Raw genomic sequence first — 22,742 nt, 5'->3', positions numbered from 1 at the left:
GTATTATTTTGAGTCAAGCTCATATGTCACAAGCCATAAATTTCCAGAAAAGCGCAATAGAAACTCTGCGTATTGAACAGCAAGCGATTGAAGTACTTGCAACACAAATTAATGAACATTTTGATCGTGCCTGTGAAATATTGCTGCAATGCCAAGGGCGTGTTGTGATTACTGGTATGGGGAAATCGGGTCATATCGGTCGTAAAATGGCGGCAACCTTCGCATCGACAGGTACACCTTCATTTTTTATGCATCCAGGTGAAGCGGGTCATGGCGATCTGGGCATGCTGGTGCGTGGCGATGTACTTATTGCGATTTCAAACTCGGGCAAGAGTGATGAAATCATGATGTTGATGCCACTGATCAAGCATTTAGGCGTGCCATTAATCACGATTAGCCGTGATGATAAAGGCCCAATGCCACAAAATGCAGATGTTGCATTAACACTGGGCGCTGCTGACGAAGCATGTCCTTTAGGATTGGCACCAACATCAAGTACAACGGCTACGTTGGTTCTTGGTGATGCTCTAGCAGTTGCATTATTGGAAGCGCGTGGCTTTACAGCAGATGACTTTGCGCGTTCACACCCAGCAGGTGCATTGGGTAAACGTTTACTGTTGCATGTGAAGCATCTCATGCATACAGGTTCAGAATTACCGAAAGTACGTCCAGATACACCAATGAATAAGGTGTTATATGAAATTTCTGATAAGCGTCTTGGTTTAACCACGATTGTTGATGACAATGATACGTTATTGGGTATTTTCACCGATGGTGACTTACGTCGAATGATTGACCAGCAACAAGGTTTTGATGTCAATCTGGCAGTTTCTGAAGTGATGACCAAAAATCCGTTAACGATTTCTCAAGAAGCCCGTGCGGTCGAAGCATTAGAAAAAATGCATGAGAGAAAAATTAATCAGTTTGTTGTAGTGGATGACGCGAAAAAAGTGATTGGTGTGATCAGTATGCATGACCTTATTCAGGCGGGAGTAAATTAAGCCATGGCATCTTATGCTTTACAAGAACAAGCACGTCATTTACAGGCACTCGTGCTTGATGTGGATGGAATCTTAAGCGATGGCTTTGTTACATTAACCAACTCGGGTGATGAAATTAAATCATTTGATATCCGTGATGGTCTGGGCATGAAATTAGTCCAGCAAGCGGGTATGAAAGTGATTATTATCACGGGCCGAAAAAGTCATATCGTTGAAAAACGGATGTCTGATCTCGGTGTCGATCTGGTGTATCAAGGGCGTGAAGATAAGGGAACAGCCTTACGTGAAGCTTGTGCTCAACTTGGTTTATTGCCTGAAGACTGTATCTACATGGGTGATGACTGGCCAGATTTATCTGCATTTGCAATTGCTGGGATGAAAGTGACTGTTCCGAATGGTCATGAAGAAGTCCGCCGCCGTGCCAATCTGGTGACTCAGGCGATGGGCGGTCGCGGAGCTGTTCGAGAAGTCTGTGATATGTTGTTGATGGCAAAAGGTGTTTACCAAGAACTGCTTGAAAAATATCTTGCTGTACCACATTAATATAGTGTTGATTTGCTCAAAGGTTAGGTAACCCAGTTTATGGATACCAAAGTTTTATATGTTGTTGCTGTTGCAGTCGCTGCGGTGAGCGGTGGCTATTATTATTACAGTGGCAAGGCAAAAAAGCTGGATGTTGATTCAGCCAAGAATATGACTTATTCCGCACAGGGTGTTCATTTAACACAAACTGATGAGAAGGGTAATTTATATATTCGTGCTGAAGTGAAGCAGTTGCAGCAAAATATGCAACTTAAAACCTCTCAGCTGGATCAACTGAATGCAGTGATGTACAAACAGGGCAAAGCAGACGCAACCTTTTACGCAAAACAGGCAAATGGCTATGATGACAACACTAAAGTTGTCTTGCTTGGTAATGTTGTTGCGACGAAATTGTCCGATCAGGGTAAAATGGAGTTTCATACTGATGAGCTCACAGGTTACCCAAAAACAAGAGAACTCGAAACACAACATCAGGTCACGGTTCAATCGCCAACGGCTGAGTTTGTGAGTCAAGGTCTAAAGGCTAATATGAATAATGGTCAATATGAATTTTACAAAATTCGAGGAAAGTATGCGCCAAGCTCTTAATTCTAAATCTCGTCTAACTTTCCTTAAACAAGCCAGCTGTGTCGCTGTGGTTGCGTTATCTGCAAGCACGAGCTTTGCCTTGCCGTCAGACCGCAATCAACAGCTTTCTCTAGTTGCTGATCGTGCAACCTATAATGATAAATCGGGTGTAACGACCTATACTGGTAATGTCGTGATTGAGCAGGGCACCATGAAATTGCAAGCAGATTCACTGGTTGCAAACTTAAATAGCCGTAAAGAAATCCAAACCATTACGGCAAAGGGGCGACCTGCGAAGTTCCAGCAACAAATGGATGCCAATAAAGGTCTGGCACGTGGCGAGGCTCAAAATATCGTATATAACGCAGATACTGGGATTATCACGCTAACAGGTAATGCTTACCTGTATCAGGATGGTTCAAGCATTCGTGGTAATAGCCTGAAATATAGTATGAATAAAGGTGATGTCGAGGCTCAAGGTTCTTCGAGCAATCGTGTACAAATCATTATTCCACCATCAAGCTCTAAAAGCTTCCCAGGGGCGCGTGATTAATGGAACAGGCAGTGCAACAACCACAGACTTTATGTATTAAGCATTTAGCTAAAAACTATAGTAAACGTTGGGTGGTAAAAGACGTTTCTTTTACTATGCAAAGTGGACAAATCGTTGGTCTACTTGGCCCGAATGGTGCAGGGAAAACCACTAGCTTCTATATGGTTGTTGGTCTTGTTCGTATGGATAAAGGCGAGATTCATTTAGATGATCTCGATATGTCTGATCTTGCGATGCATGAACGTGCGCGTAAAGGGATTGGCTATTTACCCCAAGAAGCTTCGATTTTTAGAAAGTTAACGATTTCTGAAAATATTATGGCGATTTTAGAAACACGTAAAGACCTGAACAAACAGCAGCGCCAGCAACGTTTGAATGAGTTATTAAGTGATTTTAAAATTACCCATATTAAAGATTCATTGGGTATGAGTGTTTCTGGTGGTGAACGCCGCCGTGCTGAGATTGCGCGTGCTTTGGCTGCTGATCCGAAGTTTATGCTGCTGGATGAGCCTTTTGCCGGGGTTGACCCGATTTCGGTGGGTGATATTAAAGATATTATCCAGACGCTCAAAGATCGTGGTATTGGTGTACTTATTACCGATCATAACGTGCGTGAAACTTTAGCGATTTGTGAAAAAGCTTATATCGTCAGTGAAGGATCCGTGATTGCTGAGGGTACTCCACAAGAAATTCTGGATAATGAACAGGTGCGTAAAGTGTATTTAGGTGACGATTTCGTCGTTTAACACCGAATGAATTCTGTATTTGAAGAAAGAACCGAAAGGTTCTTTTTTTATGGCAGTTTTTTAAGTGGAAATCCTGAATACCAACGCTTCTGCTCGGAGATATTGGGCTTTTTGCTGTAATTTGCTGATAAATATTTATTTTATTTTTTTAATTAGTTTGGCATATTTTATAAAAATGAGAACTGTTTTACAAAAATAAACACTTATAAATGTGTGAAAACGTGTTTAGAACATAGTGTTTTATGTAAAAAAATGATTAAAATGAAAATGCTGAAATGATAACAATACGAAAAAATATGAACTTAAAGAAAGATATAAAAGTGAATAATGGATCATGGAAAAGAAGTATGGATTTTAAGTGGTTACTTTATGTAGCAACGCTATCTGTGCCAATGACACATGCAACAACACCAAGTGAACAATATCACACTTTAAAGAATAATCTGTCTCGGCTGTTTGTTCCGCAAAGTAGTGATGAATTTAAAGTTGCCCAGATGCAAAAACTGAGTAACTTCTCGGTCGATTCATCATTAGGCAGTGATTTGCCTGTTGTTGGATCAGGGCGTCCGCAAGAGACGGCAGTCGCAAATGCATTTTGGCAGAATCAACGTAAAGTATTGAAAGATGCAGTACAGGTTGCGGTACAACGTAATCCTGATATCTCTCAAGGAATCGCAGCATTGGCTTCACAAAATGCCAATATCGATGTTGCAAAATCGGGCTATTACCCACAGATTGGTGGCGGTGTCAGCACGGGAGACTTAGGTAAGAAAAGTACTCGCGGTCAGCAATTACTGACTTTAAGTGCAACCCAGATGCTTTATGATTTCGGCAAGGTTAAATCTGGCGTTAATGTAGAAAAGGCCAAGGTTGTGGTTGGGCAAGCCAATGTGCTGGTGAAAATTGATGATATTTCACTAGATGTTGCGCAAACAATTATCAATATTCAGCGTTATCAAACTCTTATCCAGATTGCAAATCAGCAGATCGCAGGGATCAGACGGATTCAGGAAATGGCGAATCTGCGAGCAAATGCCGGAATCAGTAGTCAGGCTGATCCGATCCAAGCGCAATCGTATTTACAATCAGCACAGTCAGCGATGATTGCCCAGCAATCTTTACTCAGTCAGTATCAGCAACATCTTTATACATTGCTTGGTTTTGATACCCGTAATGTGAAATGGGCGATTCCTGAAGATTTTGTAAAACAATCAGATTTATACGCAACACCACAATTCAACACCATTCCGCAAATGATCGCTGCACAGGCGGGTATTGAAGTTGCGCGTAATCAAAAATTACAGACACAAGTGAGCAATTATCCGACACTATCTGTAAAAGGAGAACTGAGTCAGGCTTTACACGGACGCAACCCAGGTAATGATAAAGAAGGTGGCTTTGATAGTGCGATCATGCTCGAAGCCAGCAGCCAGTTCTACCAAGGGGGAGCAACTTCCTCAAGAACCAAGGCCGCAAGTTATGCTGAAGAGGCAGCAAGAGCACAGGTCAATGCGGTTTATCTAAAAGTGCTGGATCAAATCAGAACTAGCCGTGAACAAATTGAAAATAAACAACGCCAGATGCAGGTTTTGGCGGGACAACAAGCAACAACAATACGTACAAGAGAGCTTTATCAAGAACAATATAAGTTGGGAACACGAACTTTAGTCGATTTGTTAAATGCAGAACAAGCGATTCATAGTGCGAACTCAGAGGCTGAAACAGCACGTTATGATATTTACAGTAGCATTGCGCAATATATTGCTGCGACAGGACGTTCTCGTCAGGCCTATGACCTCAATAATTTAAATATACAAGGGTTTGAGGTACAACCATGATTACTACAAAAATAAATTATCAGCCCTGGTTACAAGCAATATTAACCATCGCCAAGCATTACCGAATTGAACCATCTGAAGAACGGATTCGCTTACAACTGGACTGGAATCAAAACCAGAATCTGGATGAGGTTCTGGTGCTGATTAGCCGCCAGATTGGCCTGAATTTACGCAAAGTTGCTTTCACTAATGAAGTGATCAACCCTTGGCGTTTACCTGTATTGGTCGAATTGGCTGATGGACAGGTGGGTGTTATTGATAAGGCTGATGGTACTGGCCATGTCAGTATTCAGTTGAGTGGTGATCAGGGACTTTCGCAAAAATTTGCGGTGGGTGCGCTACGACACATCATTAAAAATGTCTATGTACTGCGTCCTGAACAGTCGGTGCCAGATGCGCGTGTTGATGAATATATCAAACCTTATCAACCAAGCTGGTTCTGGTCGATCGCTCTGCAAGACTGGAAGCGTTATATCGACATTATGCTGGCATCGATGATTGCCAACATTCTGGCATTGGCGACCATTATTTTCTCAATGCAGGTGTATGATCGGGTCGTACCTTCACAATCCATTCCGACGCTTTGGGTATTGGCAGCGGGTGTATTAATCGCCGCGATTTTCGAATTTGTACTGCGTCTTTCGCGTATTTACATTTCAGATATTATTGGAAAGCGTGCCGATTTAAGAGTGTCAGATCGTGTATTTGGTCATGCACTACGTATCAAAAATAGTGAACGTTCTAAATCTACCGGTACTTTTATTTCTCAAATTCGCGAGCTGGAAGGCGTACGTGAGCTGGTCACTTCGACCACAATGGGCGCGATTGCAGATTTACCTTTTTTCTTCTTATTCCTGATTATCTTTGCGCTGATTGGCGGAAATTTATTTTGGGTCATGCTACTTGTTGTGCCTTTAATGATTTTGCCTGCGATCTTGGCACAAAAGAAACTGGCTCAACTGGCCCAAGAAGGGATGCGCGAATCCTCAATCCGTAATGCGATTCTGGTCGAAGCCGTGCAAGGTATTGAAGATATCAAGCTATTACGTGCGGAGTCGCGTTTCCAGAACCAGTGGAACCACATGAATGAAGTGTCTGCCGATATTAGTATGCAACAACGTAAAATTGTTGGTGTGCTCACGGCATGGACACAAAAGATTCAGGGTCTAACCTATGCCGCGGTAATTCTGGTGGGCTGTTTTGCGGTGATGAAAGGTGATATGACCACGGGTGCATTGGTGGCATGTTCGATTTTGTCTTCTCGTATGCTGGCACCGATTTCGCAAATCACAGGGATTCTCGGACGTTTACAACAAGCCAAAGTGGCTAAAAAAGGTCTGGATGAGTTAATGAAAAAGCCTGTTGATCAGGCAGATCAGGCTCATCTGGTTCATAAAGAAGTGCTACACGGCGACTACGAGCTTAAAAAAGTTGTATTCCAATATTCCGAAGATGATCCTCGTCCAAGTTTGTCTATTCCTCATTTGAAGATCCGTGCTGGTGAACGTATTGCCATTCTCGGGCGTAATGGTGCAGGCAAATCAACACTGCTCCAGATTTTATCTGCCATGCAATTTCCAAATGCAGGTTCGGTTCATTTAGATGATCTGGATATTAGCCTGATTGATCCGTCCGATGTACGCCGTGACATGGGCTTGCTCAATCAGAATGCACATCTATTCTATGGCACGATCCGTGAAAACCTGACTTTGGGCGCACCACTCGCACGCGATGAAGACATTTTAAAAGCACTGAAAGTGACGGGTGCATTGAGCTTTGTGCATGAGAAGAAAGAAGGGCTTGATCATCTGGTTTTAGAAGGAGGCGTCGGTTTTTCTGGGGGGCAACGACAAGCTTTATTGTTAGCACGTCTCTTGATCCGTCAACCGAACATTCTGTTGCTTGATGAGCCAACGGCAGCCATTGATGATGTTGCCGAGAAGCAGCTTATTGACCATTTAAGAAACTGGTTGGGTTATCGAACTTTAGTGGTGGCGACCCATCGTCGAGCCGTTCTGGAATTGGTTGACCGGATTATTGTCATGAATGAAGGCAAGATCGTGATGGATGGGCCAGTGGAACAAGTCTTACAACAATCAGCAATAAAACAAAAAATAGTTTAATACTTAGAGAATAGAGGCAAATTTATGAGTGAAGAACAAAAAACGAGTAGCCGTCCGATGAATGTAACTTACAAGGAACCTAAGTTACCTCGTTCGACACTCGTTGTTTGGATGATTGGGATTGGTTTACTTGTACTCTTGATCTGGGCATGGTTGTTTAATTTAGAAGAAGTTTCTACGGGGACGGGTAAAGTTATTCCATCTTCAAAAGAGCAGATCATTCAGTCACTTGAGGGTGGTATTTTAACCAAGCTTGATGTGAATGAAGGTGATGTGGTGGAAAAGGGGCAGATCCTTGCTCAACTTGATCCGACACGTTTGGCGTCGAATGTGGGGGAGTCGCAGTCTTTACTGATTTCGGCACAGGCAACCGCAGCGCGTTTACGCGCGGAAGTGAATGGCACGCCGTTGACTTTTCCTGAGGAAGTTAAGAAAAGTCCTAAACTGGTTCAAGAGGAAACCGCACTTTATTATTCGCGCCGTGAGAATCTGGAGCAATCCATCGCAGGTTATGAACAGGCTGCCAAGTTAGTGCGACAAGAGCTTGCCATGACTGAGCCATTAGTGGCAAAAGGTGCTGCAAGTGAAGTTGAAGTGTTGCGCTTAAAACGTGAAGCCAATGACTTGAATAATAAGATCAATGACACGCGTAACGAATATTATGTCAAAGCGCGAGAAGAGCTTTCCAAAGCCAATACTGATATCCAGACACAACAACAAGTAGTGAATGGACGTGCTGATAGCTTACAACGTGCGGTATTTAAAGCGCCAGTACGTGGTGTGGTCAAAGAAATTGATGTCACGACTTTAGGCGGGGTGATTCCGCAAAATGGTAAATTGATGACCATTGTCCCACTGGAAGATAAACTGTTGATTGAAGCTCGTATTTCTCCGCGAGATATTGCTTTTATTCGTCCGGGACAAGAGGCCTTGGTGAAAATTACGGCCTATGATTATTCGATCTATGGCGGTCTGGATGGGAAAGTAACAGTGATTTCTCCAGATACCATTCGTGATGAAGTGAAGCAGGATCAGTTCTATTATCGTGTTTATATCCGTACCGATTCGGATCGCCTCTATAACAAGGCGGGTAAGGCATTCAGTATTACCCCGGGTATGGTGGCGACAGTGGATATTCGTACAGGTCAAAAAACCATTATGGATTACCTGCTTAAACCGTTTAATAAAGCCAAAGAAGCATTACGCGAACGCTAAGTTGTGCTGATTGAGAAAACCTCGCTTCAGGCGAGGTTTTTTATTTGTCAGTTAAGCAGCTATAATCTGCTTTTCAGTTTTTATCTTGTTTTTTATGCCATTTACCATTGCCAGTACGGTAACTTTTGAAGAAGACATTAAAAAAAGTCGTTTCCAAGCGATTGCGGCTGTTGTTGAAAATGAACAGCAGGTTAAAGATTTTCTGGAGCAATATAAAGATACTTCAACCACGCATCAATGCTGGGCATGGAAAATTGGGCATCATGTCCGTTTTAATGATGATGGCGAACCTTCAGGCACGGCAGGTCGTCCCATTCTTGCAACCATTGAAGGTAATGAACTGACCAACGTTATTGTACTGGTCAATCGTTGGTATGGCGGCATTAAATTGGGTACGGGTGGTTTGGTACGTGCCTATGGTGGTTGCGCAGGCCAGTGCTTATTGTTAGCAGAAAAAATTGAATTGATTGAAAAGAAAGAAATCCAGTTTGCATGTCTGTTCAATGAATGGGCCATTATGCAGTATGAGTTGATGCAGCAACAGATTGAATATCAGGAAAGTTATACCGATACTGGTGTTACAGTTCAGGCTCGACTGCAAGTGCATCAGATTGAGCCTTTAAGACTTAAGCTGCAAGATGTGAGTAGAGGGCGTGAGAAATTACATGTATGTGATGACTGAAAAGTATCTGTCTTCTCTTGCGAGGCGATGCCTTTCAGGGCGTGAAGTGCTGAAGTTTATTGAGGAGCAAGAGGATGAATGATCCTTTACTGAAATATCGTGAGCAGCATAAGCAGCGCCTTAATTATATGCCTTGGTTATATTGGACACTCAAGCCAAAACATCGTGAATGGGCAGAAGCATGGCAAGCTGAATATCAGGCCTATTTAATGGACATGGAAACGGTGGAAATCGGCAAGAACTGTTTCATTTCTCCATTGGCACATATTTTTGCAGAACGTGGTCGTAAGATTTCGATTGGAGATAATACCTTTATCGCCGCAGATTGCACCTTGCATGGCCCCTTAGAAATCGGCAATGAGGTCGCGATTAACCATCACTGTATTCTGGATGGAGGGCGTACAGGGATCAAATTAAATGATCAAGTCAGGATTGCGGCTTATAGTCATTTATATGCCTTTGATCATGGTATGGAAATGGATCGTGCTATCTATCAGCAACCTGTTAGCTCTAAAGGAATTGAAGTTGGACGCGATGTCTGGCTCGGCGCGCATGTGGGGATCAAGGATGGTATTAAAATTGGAGATCATGCAGTTGTGGGCATGAACAGTATGGTAACCAAAGATGTAGACGATTATGCAATCGTGGCAGGGAATCCAGCAAAAATAATTCGTTATCGTAATGAGTAAAAGTGTAGGGTCTATTGAAATTTCACCCATGCATTGCGTTATTGGCTAAAACGACACAAACAAGGCATGAAATGCAGGCAATGGCGACCCCCTTGTCAAATTTCATAACGAGGTTTGAGGAGATTTTAGCCATAACCCTGTGGGACAGGGACATTTTTTGCTGCCACTGCGTTACATTCAGCTCATTTAGAATGACTAAATTTCGCCAAATGTGCCTTGTGCCATCTAAAAAATGTCCACTGTCGCAAGCATCGTGAAATATCAACAGACCCTCTTAAAAAGCTTATGAGATTCGATACATAAATTTAACCTTCCTCGCTATCATCTGTGATAAGTTAAAAATAAGTAGAAGACCTAAGGTATTACCTAAAGAGAGGCGAAAAATGAACCGTGTAATTGCATGTATTGATTCTTCACCCTGCATTGATGCTGTGGCTGAGGCGGCTGTGTGGGTGGCCAAACAGACACAAAGAGAATTGGTACTATTGCAAATTCTGGACTATTACCCAGCGAGTTATCATTTAGGTGAAATCAGCGGTGTGATTGGCTTTGAAAGTAATGCCATGCTGCTGAAAGAGCTGGCTGAGCTAGAACAAAAGCAAAGTGAGCTTGCACTGGATTATAGTAATAATTTGCTTAAACATATCTCTGAGCTTATCGAAAAACAGTATGGCTTAACCAGCACCAAGATTCAGGAAAAAGGTGATTTTCTTGAGCAAAGTTTTAATCTTCTCGATGAAAACGATATTGTGATTATTGGTCGGGTGGGTGAGCGTGCTGCTGAGAAAAACAAACCGATTGGTAGCAATGTTGAAAACTTCATTCGTGGTGCAAACTGTACTGTTATTACGGTAGGCGAGCATTTCCAGCCACCGAAACGTTTTATCTTTGCCTATGAATATTCACCAACCTGCCAGAAAATGCTGCAACGTATTGCAAAAAGTGACCTTTTGAAACTCTTGCAATGCCATTTGCTTTACGTCGGTGATCATCCTGAAATGCTGGCAGAACCAGAAAAGTACTTAACTGATGCTGGATTGGAAGTAGTATCCGTGTACCGTTATGGTGATGTTGCTCAAAATATTCTTGAATATCAAAGGGAACATGATATTCAGCTGATTGTATTAGGGGCATTTAGCCACAGTAAAATTCATCAGTTCTTCTTGGGTAGTATCACAACCACGATCTTCCGTAATGCCAATGTACCTTTGCTTGTCGCTAAGTGATTCATTTCTTTCCATACAGTTATCCGCAATTCCTGTGGATAACTGTATGGAAAAGCATTAGAGATAAATATAATTTGTTGATATTACACAACTAAATTAAATAGGTTGTTTTTTAATCTCTATTTTACGATGGCAATTGCAAAGCCATCATGTCCTTTTGAGCCTACGGTTTGTAATGCTGTGCAAGATAACAGTTGAGGATGGTCTTTTAATGCCGTGAAAGCTTCACGAATTCCTTCAATACTTGGCTTCTTGTTATTTTCATCCAGAATATCTCCTGCACGAATCACATTATCAAGCACGATAATGGTACCTGAATGAGCAAGTTTTAAACTTAGCTCAAAATACTCAGGATAACTTTGCTTATCCGCATCAATGAAAATGAAATCAAATGGCTCACTGCCTTCTGCAATCAGCTGATTCATGATATCTGCACCACGCCCTTTTTTTAGTTCGATGGTGGTTGGCATATTGGCAAAATCAATATTTTCCTGCGCAATGATGACATGGGTATCGCGTCCTTCAACAGTGAGTAGATAACCATCTTCTGGCAGCGCTTTTGCAAGCCAAATAGTGCTGTAGGCGCCAAAAGTTCCTAGTTCCAATACACGTTTGCATTGGTTCATCTGGATCAGCATCTGCAAAAACATGCCTTGATTAGGCGCAACAGCCAAATGATTAGAAAACCCTTGAGTATCGGTATTGTCTAATGCATGTTGAAGTCTTGGATCCGTGGGAATTAAATGTGAATTGATATAGTCATCAATGTCGGTCCACATCTGTTGCATAATCAAGTTTACCTATGAATCTGTTAGCTGCATTTTAAACGTTTATGATCAGAGTGCAATTTGATTGCTCAATTAATCCTGTGCAATGAAACAAAAAAGAGATCAATTTGATCTCTTTTTAAGTTGCCGAGGGATTTTTAGAAATTACACATCGAGCTATTGCGGGTCAGGTCAGGACCCCAAGTACGATAGCCTTGCGTATCAATATGAATCTGTCCAGAACTATATAAACCAACGCCTATATCCAGACTTTGTCCATGCTGTGCCCAGAACTGGCATAACTTGAATTTTGTCTGTTCGATAAAGGCATAATCTTGTGGCTGTGGGTATTCAGGGCCAATACGGAAATCAATGGCAGAGTTAAATAGATGTTTTGAAGAGCCCGCACCACCAGCACATTGGTTCAAAGGCAGATCTCGATAAACCGAGGTGACTTCAAAATCCGTTAAAACTTTTGCTGCGACCAGATATTTAAAAACACGTAAGGTTGGCAGGGCATTTCCCCATAACTCACGATTAGGCACCATATATTCTGAACGGCCACATTTTTGCCAGTCTCGTGCAGTACGTAGCAACTCAAAACTTGGAACAATATGGGCAACATTATTACGGGCAAGATACTGCTCGTATTCGCGAACGCGTGCATAATTATCGCCTTGACCGAGCCATCGGCGATAGGAAGCAGGTTCGACTTTATTTGGAACAGGGCGGGTTAAAGTAACTTGTTCTTGAGGAATGTAAATTCTTTTACCTTGGTTTTGATTTACTTTTGTGGTTGAACTTGTACAACCTACCATCATCACAGGGATGGCAAATAATGATAATAGACCCTGTAATTTATTTCGAATCATAAAAAGCGCAGTTCATAATCGATAGGCGTATTATTTTAATGCAAAATGGCGTATGAATAATGAGGTAATTGCAAAGAAATGTGTGATTAAAGTATAAAAAAGACCAGTAAAACTGGCCTTTTTTAATTATTTTTCTAAATATTGCAGCTTGTCTGGCTTACCATTCCACTCTTCACGGTCAGCAGGTTGCTCACCAATTTGAGTGATATTATTGCCAGCCCATTTTTCAGACAATTCAGCATTGAGTTCGATAAAGACTTCTTGACCTTCTGGTAACTCATCTTCCGAGAAAATTGCATTTGCTGGACACTCTGGTTCACATAGTGCGCAGTCAATACATTCATCTGGATTGATCACAAGGAAGTTTGGACCTTCGTAGAAGCAGTCTACTGGACAAACTTCAACACAATCTTGATATTTACATTTAATACAATTTTCGGTGACAACAAAGGTCATGGCGGCAGCTACCTAAAAAATATGGTTTTCATTTTGCATAGCGTATTTTAGGCAAAAAATACCGATAGAAACAATTCCTTTTATTGATATTTATTATTCGTATCAATGAAATGGACTTATTTATATGACTTTTGTTGATAATAAGTCTCAACTACAGCCGCAATTTGCTTATTTGTGCTTTTTCTTGAGACCACCACCATCTTGCTTATTCACCGTTGCCCAAGCAATACGTTCAGCATCTTCCTGAGAGCGACCTTGTTCCAGTTCACTTTCTTCAATATGCTTGGCTTGTCGTTTCTGTTTTGCTGTATATGCAGATTTATCGCCACGAGACATGGTATTTCCTCCACAGAATAATTTTCTAGGTTTAGGAATAACATGAACCTTAAAAAAGGTGGGTGAGCAATTGTTAGATTACGCAAGCGCTATGTAAATAAGCTCTACCTCAAAGGATAGAGCTTATTGATCGGTGGATTAATTCTCAAGTGCCTGACTGGTCTTAAATAAAGCTTTGAGTTGATAAAGCTGTTCAAGCGCTTGACGTGGCGTCAGGTCATCAACATCAATGTTTTGTAACAACTCTAATGCAGGCGATTTTGCTTCAACCTCAATGACTTTTTCAATGACCTGAGTTTCAATTTCATGCTCAACGGCACTGAATAAGTCATTCTGCACACTATTTGGTAAATGTTGATGCTGCTGCTTTTCCAAAATTTTCAAACGCTTTTGGGCTTCCTTGATCACACTTGCAGGAATACCTGCCAGTTTCGCAACCTGTAAACCGTGACTTTGGCTTGCTGGACCATGTTGAACTTTATGTAGCAAAATCAAATTGCCATTCAGTTCTTGTGCGGTGACATGGTAGTTATCAATGCCCGCTTCGCTACCCAGTTCAGTCAGCTCAAAATAGTGGGTCGCAAAAAGACACAAACATTTTACGCGTTTGGTTAAATCAACCACACAGGCCCAAGCCAGAGAAAGACCATCATAGGTACTGGTTCCACGACCGACTTCATCCATCAGTACTAAAGATTGGCTAGTTGCGTGATGAAGGATCTGCGAGGTTTCGGTCATTTCAACCATAAAGGTTGATTTACCTGTCGATAAATCATCTGCAGAACCAATACGGGTAAAGATACGGTCAATCGAACCCAGCTTTGCAGCTTTGGCAGGGACAAAGCTACCACAATAGGCGAGTAAACTAATAAGTGCCGTCTGACGCATAAAGGTTGATTTACCGCCCATGTTCGGGCCAGTAATAATTGCCATACGATGCTGTGGATCAAGGAAAGTATCATTCGGCGTAAATGGTGCTTTATTTAACGCTTCTACCACAGGATGACGGCCAGCCTGAATCTTGATACAGGTTTCAGCAGTAAATTCTGGTCTTGCCCAACTATTTAATCGTGCTTGATGGGCAAAATTTGCCAGTACATCGATATGTGCAATCGCCGCACTCATCATTTGTAAATGCGCAATATTCTGACGCAATTCATCTAATAACGATTCAAATAAAAGTTTTTCACGGGCGAGGGCACGCGATTCACTCGAAAGGACTTTATCTTCAAAGCCTTTGAGTTCTGGCGTGATATATCGTTCAGCATTTTTCAGGGTTTGTCGACGAATATAGTCTGCAGGTGCCTGTTCAGCTTGTGCACGTGTCAATTCGATATAATAGCCGCTGACGCGGTTATAACCGATTTTCAGGGTGTTGATTCCTGTACGTTCACGTTCTTTAATTTCTAAATCAATCAGGAACTGACCCGCATGATCACGAATTTTGCGTAATTCATCCAGTTCTTCGTCATAGCCTTCTGCAATTACATTGCCATCACGAAGAAGTACAGGTGGGCTTTCAACAATCGCAGCCATTAAGTGCTGATGAAGGCTCTTAAAGTCGCCCAGCTCTTGGTCAAGCTGTGTAAGTAATTTAGATTGCTGGGTTTTTAATACAGGCGCTAATGCATGACGCAAGAACGGAATCTGTGCACATGCATGACGGAGTTGTACCAGATCACGGGGACGAGCACTGCCTAAAGCAACACGGCTGAGCACACGTTCAATATCACCAATTTCTTTTAATACCAAACGAACAGGCGCTTCATGGAAACCTTTTAATAACTGTTCAGTCGCATCAAGACGTGCATCGAGAATGGCTGTGTCACGGATCGGTTGCATCAGCGTTCGGCTCAGCAAACGTCCGCCCATCGCCGTTTGGCAATCATTGATGAGTTGAAACAGAGAAGTACCATGCTCAAATAGAGGTTCAATGATCTCTAAGTTGCGGCGCGTAATCGGATCAAGCGCAATAAAGTCAGTACTTTGCTCAATCTGAATTGAACGGATATGGGGTAATGCCGTTTTTTGGGTTTCTTTAGCGTAATGAATCAGCGCAGCAGCGGCAGCTCTAGCAAGCGGTAATGGATCTAAACCAAAGCCAGATAAGGTCGAAACTGAAAATTGGTCACATAACGTCTTTTGGGCATTATTTAAATTAAAGTCGACATTTGGGCGCTTGGTAATCGGACAGTCCAGATTCTTTTTGATTTGTTCAATAATATTTTTATCAATCAGATCTTCATCAATCAGGATTTCGCTTGGCATTAGGCGTGCCAGTTCGATTGCCAGTTGCTCTGGCTTATAGTCTTGTTGCTGGACTTTGAAAATACCTGCACTGAGATCAAGCAGTGCCAAACCGATTTGATTTTGCTGAATGCAAAGCGCAACCAGATTTGAAGATTGATAACTGCCAAGCAGTGCATCATCCGTTAAAGTTCCAGGCGTCAAAATACGAACAACTTTACGCTCAACAGGCCCTTTTCCTGTAACTTCACCGACTTGCTCGCAGATCGCAACAGTACGTCCAGCTTTGACCAAACGCGCGAGATAACCTTCAGCTGCATGGTAAGGCACGCCAGCCATTGGAATCGGTTGACCGCTGGCTTTACCACGATGGGTCAGTGTAATGCCGAGTAATTTGGCTGCTAAATGAGCATCTTCAAAAAAAAGCTCGTAAAAATCGCCCATACGATAGAACAGCAAAGCATGTTGATAGTCGGTTTTGACTTTAAGGTATTGCTGCATCATTGGTGTGTGGTTGGATAAGTCAGCCATGATTTCAGCGCTGTTCATTCGTACTAAATCCTTGAAACTTAATATTTAGATAAATCTGATCTGGAGGATTAACGATGTCATCCATCCTCATAATTCTGTGCAAATCTGACTGAATTAGATAAAAAAGTATAGCTTTTTTATGTCACATTGAGTCAGTGGCATATGCGGTGTAGTTAAATTTGCACGTGGTTCATCTTAACAAATCCATAGAAATTCACAAAAAGGATTGCTTGGAGAAATGAAGAAATAAGCAACAAAAGAAGTTGCTTTGTCAGCTTGTACAACAGTTAATTACAGGTTTGATGATCTTTCGCTTTGACGTTATCGAAATGAGAGGATTGATAAAAATATCGATAAATGTAATTTCATGCGTTTTTTAATAAGAATCTATTATAAACCCGCTTCCCAAAATTTATTTGCTGCATAAATTGGGTCATTCGTTTCTTCAATGGCTTTCACCCATACATCATAATGATTAATAATTGGGTAGTGGCTAGGATTAAAGTCTTCTTTTAAACTATCTAAAATTAATGGCATTTTTGTGCTCATCATACCTTTCGGGCCAAAAAGCCAATCCTTTCCTTTATCCAACATCAGTTTTCTTTCATTGTTACTGAAACCATCACAACGTAACATAATATTTGCTACTCCAAGTGCTGAATCAAAAATAAGAGAAAAAGTTTTGCGAAAGGCGATGACTCTCATCTCTTCATCAACATTGCCCACTTGTTTCATGACATTGAAAGCGACCTCTCTATGCTCCATTTCTTCTATAGAGTGCCAAATCCATAGCGCTTGCATACGTGGATTCGCCTCAGCAGAAACTAGTCTATCTTCAAATAAACATTGGGCGAGTAGGGCTGTAACATGTTCATATGCAACTGTAACTGCTAAATTGAATTCTAGAGATTTATTATAATTTAATGAGTTTTTAAGCACGCCCATCAGACGCTTAACTGGAATATTCTGTTTCTTGAGATTTTCATTCATTAAGTTATGAATAATGCCATGCTGGGCTTCTTGTTTGATAAAGGCAGAGATATCATTGAGCAGCTTAGGATCTGTGACTTTATCTCTAAAAGCTTTAACGCTTTGTATGAAAAATTTCTCTCCGTCGGGAAAAGATAACCCTAAAGCATCAAAAAAACGAGTTTTAAAAGGATCTTCTCCAAACCAATATTTAGGTACTTAATCAAAGTGGAACTCTAAATTCGTTCTGGAGGCTATTTCGTCTGTTTTATAAAGAGTGGCATTTTTCATAAACGTATATAAACTGAACAAGAAAAATCTTATCTAGATAAAATCAGAGTGTTGGTCGAGATAGCAACATAAGGCATATTTTGTTAATTATTTTGAGTTTTTTTGAGCTAAAAAGTAATCAATAAATTATTCTTAAGAAGCATTGAATATACGATATAGAAAACAATACTTACAGCTAACCGAAGAACTTATTTATTTTTATCTATATGATTAAATTAATTATTTGTATAAGTGGTTTTATAAGGGGAGTTTGCATGAAGGGTTATCCCGACGAGATTAATATGGATAGAACAATACTATATTTGCCGGTTCTGTATGATTGCGTATTATCAGCTTCAAACAAGTTATTTATTCAGTTTAAATTAAGCTAATCGCTCTAATCTAAAACTACGGTATAACCGTAGCAAGCAAAGCAATACTTTAGCCACATTCTCCAGATGTGGCTTTTTTTATCCAAAAAATTATCAATGATCCATTTTAGATACCCTTAATTTTTTATGGAATATAGGGGGATATCCATAGTGTTATGCTAAAAATATTGGGAATGATTTTTATCGGCCTTTCGAAATACGTTCTTCGATGGCAAATTTCAGTAAAGAAGCACTGCGGTAAAAACCATGTGCGAACTTTCCAAAAGGCATGGTAATAAAGAATGTCATGACCGTAGCTAAATGGAAAATTAGTAAAAGTGCCATGTAAGGAGTATTGCGAAATGCCATGAGTGCTAACCCTGAAGCACTGACTAAAATTAAAAGGAAAATAAAGCCTCGATCTACAGGTTTTTGCTCGCGGTCACCATGTAATGGATGGCGTTTAAGGTTTAAATAGAGTAAGCCAGATGGTCCAATCACTAAGCTAAACCCACCCAAAGTACCCAAAATAACAGGCAAGCTAAAGATAGGGTAAGGCGCATGTAGGTTAAGGAAATAGTGATATAAAGTCGCTACACCTGTGGCTGCAAAGCAAAGCATAAAGCCATAAAAAGTCAGGTGATGGAACACGCGGCGGATTTGTGTATAACGGTCATCTTGTTCATTACAGCCTTTGCCATGTCCACCATCTAAATATTTAAGCGTTAATACATTTTGAGAGGCTTGAATAAGGTCTGGTTTCTCAACTTTGCCGTGAATAACTTTAGAGGTCTGTCTCCAAAATTTACTAATTCCAATGCCGAGTAAAACAATGGCAACTGTAAAGGTCGCTCCAAACAGTAGCGCTAAAAAGTTATGCGGAAAAATCGCATAGAAATTACCTTGATAGCCTGCAAACAGGTCGGTGCCTTTGTACCACACCACAGCTAACATGCATAAAAAGAAAATAGCTGATAATGCCGAAACAAAAGGAATGCCCACCGATTTATAAAGTCGGCCTAAAGGCTGAGGGGTAGCAAACTCTTGGTAAGTTTCCAAACGTACTTGCGCCATTGCTTGTGGAATGTTTACACCAAACTCATGTGGCGGGGCATATTGGCAAGCGTGTAAACATGCACCACAGTTATGGCACAGATTTGCTAGGTAATGAATATCGGCTTGATTAAACTCAAGACGCTTGGTCATCGACGCAAATACAGCACAAAAAGACTCACAGTAGCGACAAGCATTACAAATCTGTAAGGCTCGTTGAACTTCTTGTTCATGGTCAGAGAGCTGAACAACTGGAATTAGGGCTTTAGTACTAGCATTCATGTTCAACTCCTTGTGAAAGTGCATAGTGGGCTGCATTTTTTCCGGCAATGCGTCCAAAGGTCGTTCCGATCGACATGCCAACGCCCGCGGTATAACCCTGACCCAGTACGTTACCTGCCATCATTTCACCAGCGACAAACAGGTTGCGGCTTGCTTTATTGTTAAAACGTACCGCAGCATCGTCTTCGACTTTTAAGCCTAAATAGGTAAAGGTAATGCCGGGTTTAAGCGCATAGGCATAGAACGGTGGGCGATCAAGAGGAACGGCCCAATGGGTCTTGTTGGGAACAATATTTTGGGTGGTGCAGTCATCTAAAACGGTATGGTTAAAGGTGCCTTGCACACAGGCTTGATTAAATTCTTCTACCGTGTGACAGAAGGTTTCTGCATCCAGCCCGATTTTTTCGGCCAGTTCTTGAATGCTATTTGCTTTTACACCCGCAAACACAGGTGGCATAAAGCGTCCAATTGCTTTTGAATCAATAATCGAATAGGCAATTTGCTGAGGTTGTTTGGCAACAAGGCGGCCCCAAATCGCATAACGTTTTGGCCAGAAGTCGTCGCCCTCATCGTAAAAACGTTCGGCTTTGTTATTGACCACAATTCCCAAGGAAACGCAGTCAATACGGGTGCAGATGCCGCCGTCATATAACGGTGCTCGTGCATCTACGGCTACACAGTGCGATTGAGATGGATCACCAATAATATCGGCGCCTTGATCTATCATAAATTTGAGTAAGTTGCCCTGATTAAAGCGGGTTCCGCGAATAATGAAATTATCGGCAGGCCATTCGCCGTTTTCATTTTGCCCCCATGCTTCTCTTAGCCATTCCAGATTTGACTCAAAACCACCTGCGGCCAATACACAGCTTTTCGCTTTAAACACACGGCCATCTTCCGCAATTGCAGCTTCAAAATGTCCTTGGTTTAACTTTAGATCTTTAATTTTTGTGTCGTATAAAATCTCAATGCCAAGCTCTTGAGCACTTCGGTAATACGCATTAATGAGGGCTTTACCGCCACCCATAAAAAAGGCATTGGTACGTGCAACATGTAAAGCTCCCGATAGGGGCGGCTGAAAATTCACGCCATGTTTACGCATCCAGTCGCGGCAAGTCGCCGTGCTACGTATGACCAGACGAGCTAAGTGCTCATTGGTTTTGCCCGCAGTCACTTTAAGTAGATCTTGCCAATATTCTTCTTCGGGGTAGGCATCGACCAATACATCTTGAGGAGCATCATGCATGCAGCGAAGGTTACGAGTGTGTTGTGAGTTACCACCACGCCATTCTTTAGGCGCTGCTTCTATGACAAGCACCGACGCGCTACTTTCTTTTGCCGTGAGCGCGGCACACAGTGCGGCATTCCCACCACCAATTACAATCACATCATGCATGGATTTCTCCCTTTCTCAGCTATGGCTAATGTAGCTTTAAAAGGGAAGGTGAAGTGAGAGGCTAAGCTTGAATGGGTGTTTAGTAAAAATAAACACTAAGCGCTTAAGTGTTTATGAGTTTCGCACCGGGCCAACGCTTTTCATTAATCAGGTTGGTCACACATGCACGAATCACCACTTTGGTGGCTAAAGTAGCAGGTGAGAGTTCTTCTTCAGACAGACTAATTAAATAGTTAATGCGTTCAATAGCAGGTTCTACAACGCGCAGTAAACAGAGGTCTTGCCGTGAGTTTAACGATGCACCCGCAGGTTGAATGGTTGCCATTTCGAGTTGGCTAATGCTTTCCATTAACAAATGCAGCCCATCAATTTCATAAGCCACTTTAAGCTGATGAATTTTCTGTTCGAGCAACAAGCGCAGTCCATGTCGTTGACTCGGTAAAATCAGCGGAAGTTCTTTAAGCTGTGAATGTGTAATGGTTTGAGTGTCGATACAACTTTCAAGGTGGTACTGACTCAGCACTTCTTTAAGCGAGATTAAAAACATCTGTTCTTTGACTAAAGGCTGTATGGCCCATTGTGGATCGACATCGTCACTAAAGATGATGGCAACATCAAGCTGCCTTGCATTAACTAAAGCTTTTAAGTCACCCGATAAACCTTCAATTAAACGGACTTTAATGTCGGGGTAACGATTTCTCATGAGTTTTAAAAAGTGCGTGCCTATAACCGATGCGACACTTGGCGAAAAACCGACGGTGACATGACCACTTAAACGCGAAGAGTGTGCAGAATCTACAGCATGGTCTAAGTGTCTAAGTGCCAGTTGAACTTGTTGAAAAAAAGCTAAACCTGCAGGGGTGGGAACTGTACCCAAAGCAGTACGTTGTAAAAGGCGAATAGAAAGCTCGCTTTCTAATTTTGAGATTTGCTGACTTAATGCAGAAGTTCCAATATCGAGATTTTTTGCAGCTTTACCCAAGCTTCCTGACTCGATCACCGCAATAAAATACTTTAATTGTTTGAGTTCCACGGCAAATACTACATTGACCTTTATTGGTTATTCTACACTGGTTTATTGCTATACATTCTGTTCTATTGTGCTGAGTAAACCACTAACAGAGTAAAGGCAACATCACCTCAAAACGTTGCCTTTTAGAGCTTTTATTGTTTAACCTGCTCAAGACCCTGTTCTTCAATAATTTGTGTTGCTTGTGGTGACTTCACAAATTTGATGAGTTCTTTTGCGACTTTTTCATGTTCAGAGTTTTTACCAATGCCCGCTGCAAATACAGTGACTTTTTGATAAGGCGCAGGAATTGGACCGACTAAATCAACTTGACCATATTGGCCGGTAAAAGGTTTGATTTCACTAATTTGCTGGAAACCAATATCAAACTGACCTTCGGCAATACGTTTTGCAACGCGGTCACCGACCACTTTTTCTGCTTTACCAGAAATCACTTTGTACTCGACAGGTGGGAAGCTTGGGAAAACATCTTTTTCAAGATGCGTGCCGCTCGCACTTGCTGAATAACCAATGTGCTTGGCATTGAATAAAACTTTTTCGAATTTTGCCGCAGAGCTAATATCTGGTTTTGGTGCACCTTTAGGTACAGCCATGCCGATGCTTGAATTGACTAAAGCACTTTGTGAACTTGGGTCTACGTAACCTTTTTCTGCAAGCTTGTTCAGTTCAGGAGCAGCCAACACCACCACATCAAAATGTTCCCCACGATCGAGTCGATTTGGAATTGCAGTTGGCGACGCACCCATTGATGAACCAGATGAAAGGTGAACCGTGTGACCAGTTTGCTTTTCAAATATTGGAATGAGTTTTTCCATAGATGAATAAAAACCACCTGAGCTAATCACTTCGAGTGTATCTGCGTTAGCAAGCGTTGAGCCTAAACCAGCACCAGCTAGGCAAATGGTCATGAAGATAGGGGACTTTTTCATAGTACCTCACTTGAATTGCAAGAACGTACAGTACGTAGACTGATGATCTG

At 41.7% G+C, this 22,742-nt stretch carries 20 protein-coding genes and 1 pseudogene; 11 read left to right on the top strand and 10 right to left on the bottom strand.

The window, feature by feature from the left end; translation table 11 throughout:
* Positions 1–23 precede the first annotated feature (23 nt).
* The 11 genes from PJ15_RS06175 (at position 24) to PJ15_RS06125 (ending at position 11,183) form a co-directional block, all read left to right on the top strand.
* Entirely contained in the window at positions 24–1,001 is a 978-nt protein-coding gene (locus tag PJ15_RS06175) for a KpsF/GutQ family sugar-phosphate isomerase (RefSeq protein WP_004773618.1), read from the top strand.
* A 3-nt stretch (positions 1,002–1,004) separates the two neighbouring features.
* On the top strand, positions 1,005–1,544 hold the full coding sequence (locus PJ15_RS06170) for a KdsC family phosphatase (RefSeq protein ID WP_004773617.1): 540 nt from the start codon (positions 1,005–1,007) through the stop codon (positions 1,542–1,544).
* A 39-nt stretch (positions 1,545–1,583) separates the two neighbouring features.
* The gene (gene lptC, locus PJ15_RS06165; RefSeq protein ID WP_004773616.1) at positions 1,584–2,132 is read left to right on the top strand and encodes an LPS export ABC transporter periplasmic protein LptC; all 549 of its coding nucleotides are present in this window, start codon (positions 1,584–1,586) and stop codon (positions 2,130–2,132) included.
* Entirely contained in the window at positions 2,116–2,664 is a 549-nt protein-coding gene (gene lptA / locus PJ15_RS06160) for a lipopolysaccharide transport periplasmic protein LptA (protein ID WP_004773614.1), read from the top strand. Before lptC ends, lptA begins: the two co-directional genes overlap by 17 nt.
* Entirely contained in the window at positions 2,664–3,410 is a 747-nt protein-coding gene (gene lptB / locus PJ15_RS06155) for an LPS export ABC transporter ATP-binding protein (RefSeq protein WP_004773613.1), read from the top strand. Before lptA ends, lptB begins: the two co-directional genes overlap by 1 nt.
* Positions 3,411–3,757: 347 nt before the next feature.
* On the top strand, positions 3,758–5,248 hold the full coding sequence (locus PJ15_RS06150; protein WP_004773611.1) for a TolC family protein: 1,491 nt from the start codon (positions 3,758–3,760) through the stop codon (positions 5,246–5,248).
* On the top strand, positions 5,248–7,371 hold the full coding sequence (locus PJ15_RS06145; RefSeq protein ID WP_032810841.1) for a type I secretion system permease/ATPase: 2,124 nt from the start codon (positions 5,248–5,250) through the stop codon (positions 7,369–7,371). The genes PJ15_RS06150 and PJ15_RS06145 overlap by 1 nt, the downstream gene beginning before the upstream one ends.
* A 24-nt stretch (positions 7,372–7,395) precedes the next feature.
* Positions 7,396–8,586 carry an HlyD family type I secretion periplasmic adaptor subunit gene (locus tag PJ15_RS06140; protein ID WP_004773607.1) on the top strand — a complete coding sequence of 397 codons (1,191 nt, stop codon included), beginning with the start codon at positions 7,396–7,398 and terminating at the stop codon, positions 8,584–8,586.
* A gap of 94 nt (positions 8,587–8,680) precedes the next feature.
* Positions 8,681–9,268 (top strand): IMPACT family protein, encoded by a 588-nt coding sequence (locus tag PJ15_RS06135; RefSeq protein ID WP_047428975.1) that lies wholly within the window; start codon positions 8,681–8,683, stop codon positions 9,266–9,268.
* A 74-nt stretch (positions 9,269–9,342) separates the two neighbouring features.
* Positions 9,343–9,957, top strand: a complete 615-nt coding sequence (locus tag PJ15_RS06130; RefSeq protein WP_004773604.1) for a chloramphenicol acetyltransferase CAT — start codon at positions 9,343–9,345, stop codon at positions 9,955–9,957.
* Positions 9,958–10,340: 383 nt separating this feature from the next.
* A complete protein-coding gene (locus PJ15_RS06125) occupies positions 10,341–11,183 on the top strand; it encodes a universal stress protein (protein WP_004773602.1) in 843 nt (280 codons plus the stop codon).
* 119 nt (positions 11,184–11,302) lie between these two features.
* Here the strand turns inward: PJ15_RS06125 and PJ15_RS06120 are convergent, their stop codons facing one another.
* The 10 genes and pseudogenes from PJ15_RS06120 to PJ15_RS06075 form a co-directional block, all read right to left on the bottom strand.
* Entirely contained in the window at positions 11,303–11,971 is a 669-nt protein-coding gene (locus tag PJ15_RS06120) for an O-methyltransferase (RefSeq protein ID WP_004773601.1), read from the bottom strand.
* A gap of 137 nt (positions 11,972–12,108) precedes the next feature.
* Complete coding sequence (locus PJ15_RS06115) at positions 12,109–12,822, bottom strand: D-Ala-D-Ala carboxypeptidase family metallohydrolase (protein ID WP_032874297.1); 714 nt, start codon at positions 12,820–12,822, stop codon at positions 12,109–12,111.
* A 126-nt stretch (positions 12,823–12,948) separates the two neighbouring features.
* Positions 12,949–13,278: a ferredoxin FdxA gene (gene fdxA, locus PJ15_RS06110; RefSeq protein WP_004652744.1), complete on the bottom strand. Its 330-nt coding sequence runs from the start codon at positions 13,276–13,278 to the stop codon at positions 12,949–12,951.
* A 168-nt stretch (positions 13,279–13,446) separates the two neighbouring features.
* On the bottom strand, positions 13,447–13,614 hold the full coding sequence (locus PJ15_RS18600) for a hypothetical protein (protein WP_004773598.1): 168 nt from the start codon (positions 13,612–13,614) through the stop codon (positions 13,447–13,449).
* Between the two features lie 138 nt (positions 13,615–13,752).
* Entirely contained in the window at positions 13,753–16,410 is a 2,658-nt protein-coding gene (gene mutS, locus PJ15_RS06100) for a DNA mismatch repair protein MutS (RefSeq protein WP_047428970.1), read from the bottom strand.
* A gap of 372 nt (positions 16,411–16,782) precedes the next feature.
* Positions 16,783–17,568 (bottom strand): annotated as a pseudogene (locus PJ15_RS06095) (metal-dependent hydrolase); the annotation flags it as partial.
* A 635-nt stretch (positions 17,569–18,203) separates the two neighbouring features.
* On the bottom strand, positions 18,204–19,337 hold the full coding sequence (gene tcuB / locus PJ15_RS06090) for a tricarballylate utilization 4Fe-4S protein TcuB (protein WP_047428967.1): 1,134 nt from the start codon (positions 19,335–19,337) through the stop codon (positions 18,204–18,206).
* Positions 19,327–20,733: an FAD-dependent tricarballylate dehydrogenase TcuA gene (tcuA, locus tag PJ15_RS06085; protein WP_047428965.1), complete on the bottom strand. Its 1,407-nt coding sequence runs from the start codon at positions 20,731–20,733 to the stop codon at positions 19,327–19,329. Before tcuA ends, tcuB begins: the two co-directional genes overlap by 11 nt.
* Positions 20,734–20,836: 103 nt before the next feature.
* A complete protein-coding gene (locus PJ15_RS06080) occupies positions 20,837–21,766 on the bottom strand; it encodes a LysR family transcriptional regulator (protein WP_047428964.1) in 930 nt (309 codons plus the stop codon).
* Positions 21,767–21,897: 131 nt separating this feature from the next.
* Entirely contained in the window at positions 21,898–22,692 is a 795-nt protein-coding gene (locus tag PJ15_RS06075; RefSeq protein WP_047428962.1) for a substrate-binding domain-containing protein, read from the bottom strand.
* Positions 22,693–22,742 lie beyond the last annotated feature (50 nt).

This window comes from Acinetobacter sp. neg1, assembly GCF_000788125.1.
Classification (GTDB): domain Bacteria; phylum Pseudomonadota; class Gammaproteobacteria; order Pseudomonadales; family Moraxellaceae; genus Acinetobacter; species Acinetobacter vivianii.
This window is presented reverse-complemented; position numbering and strand designations above follow the sequence as displayed.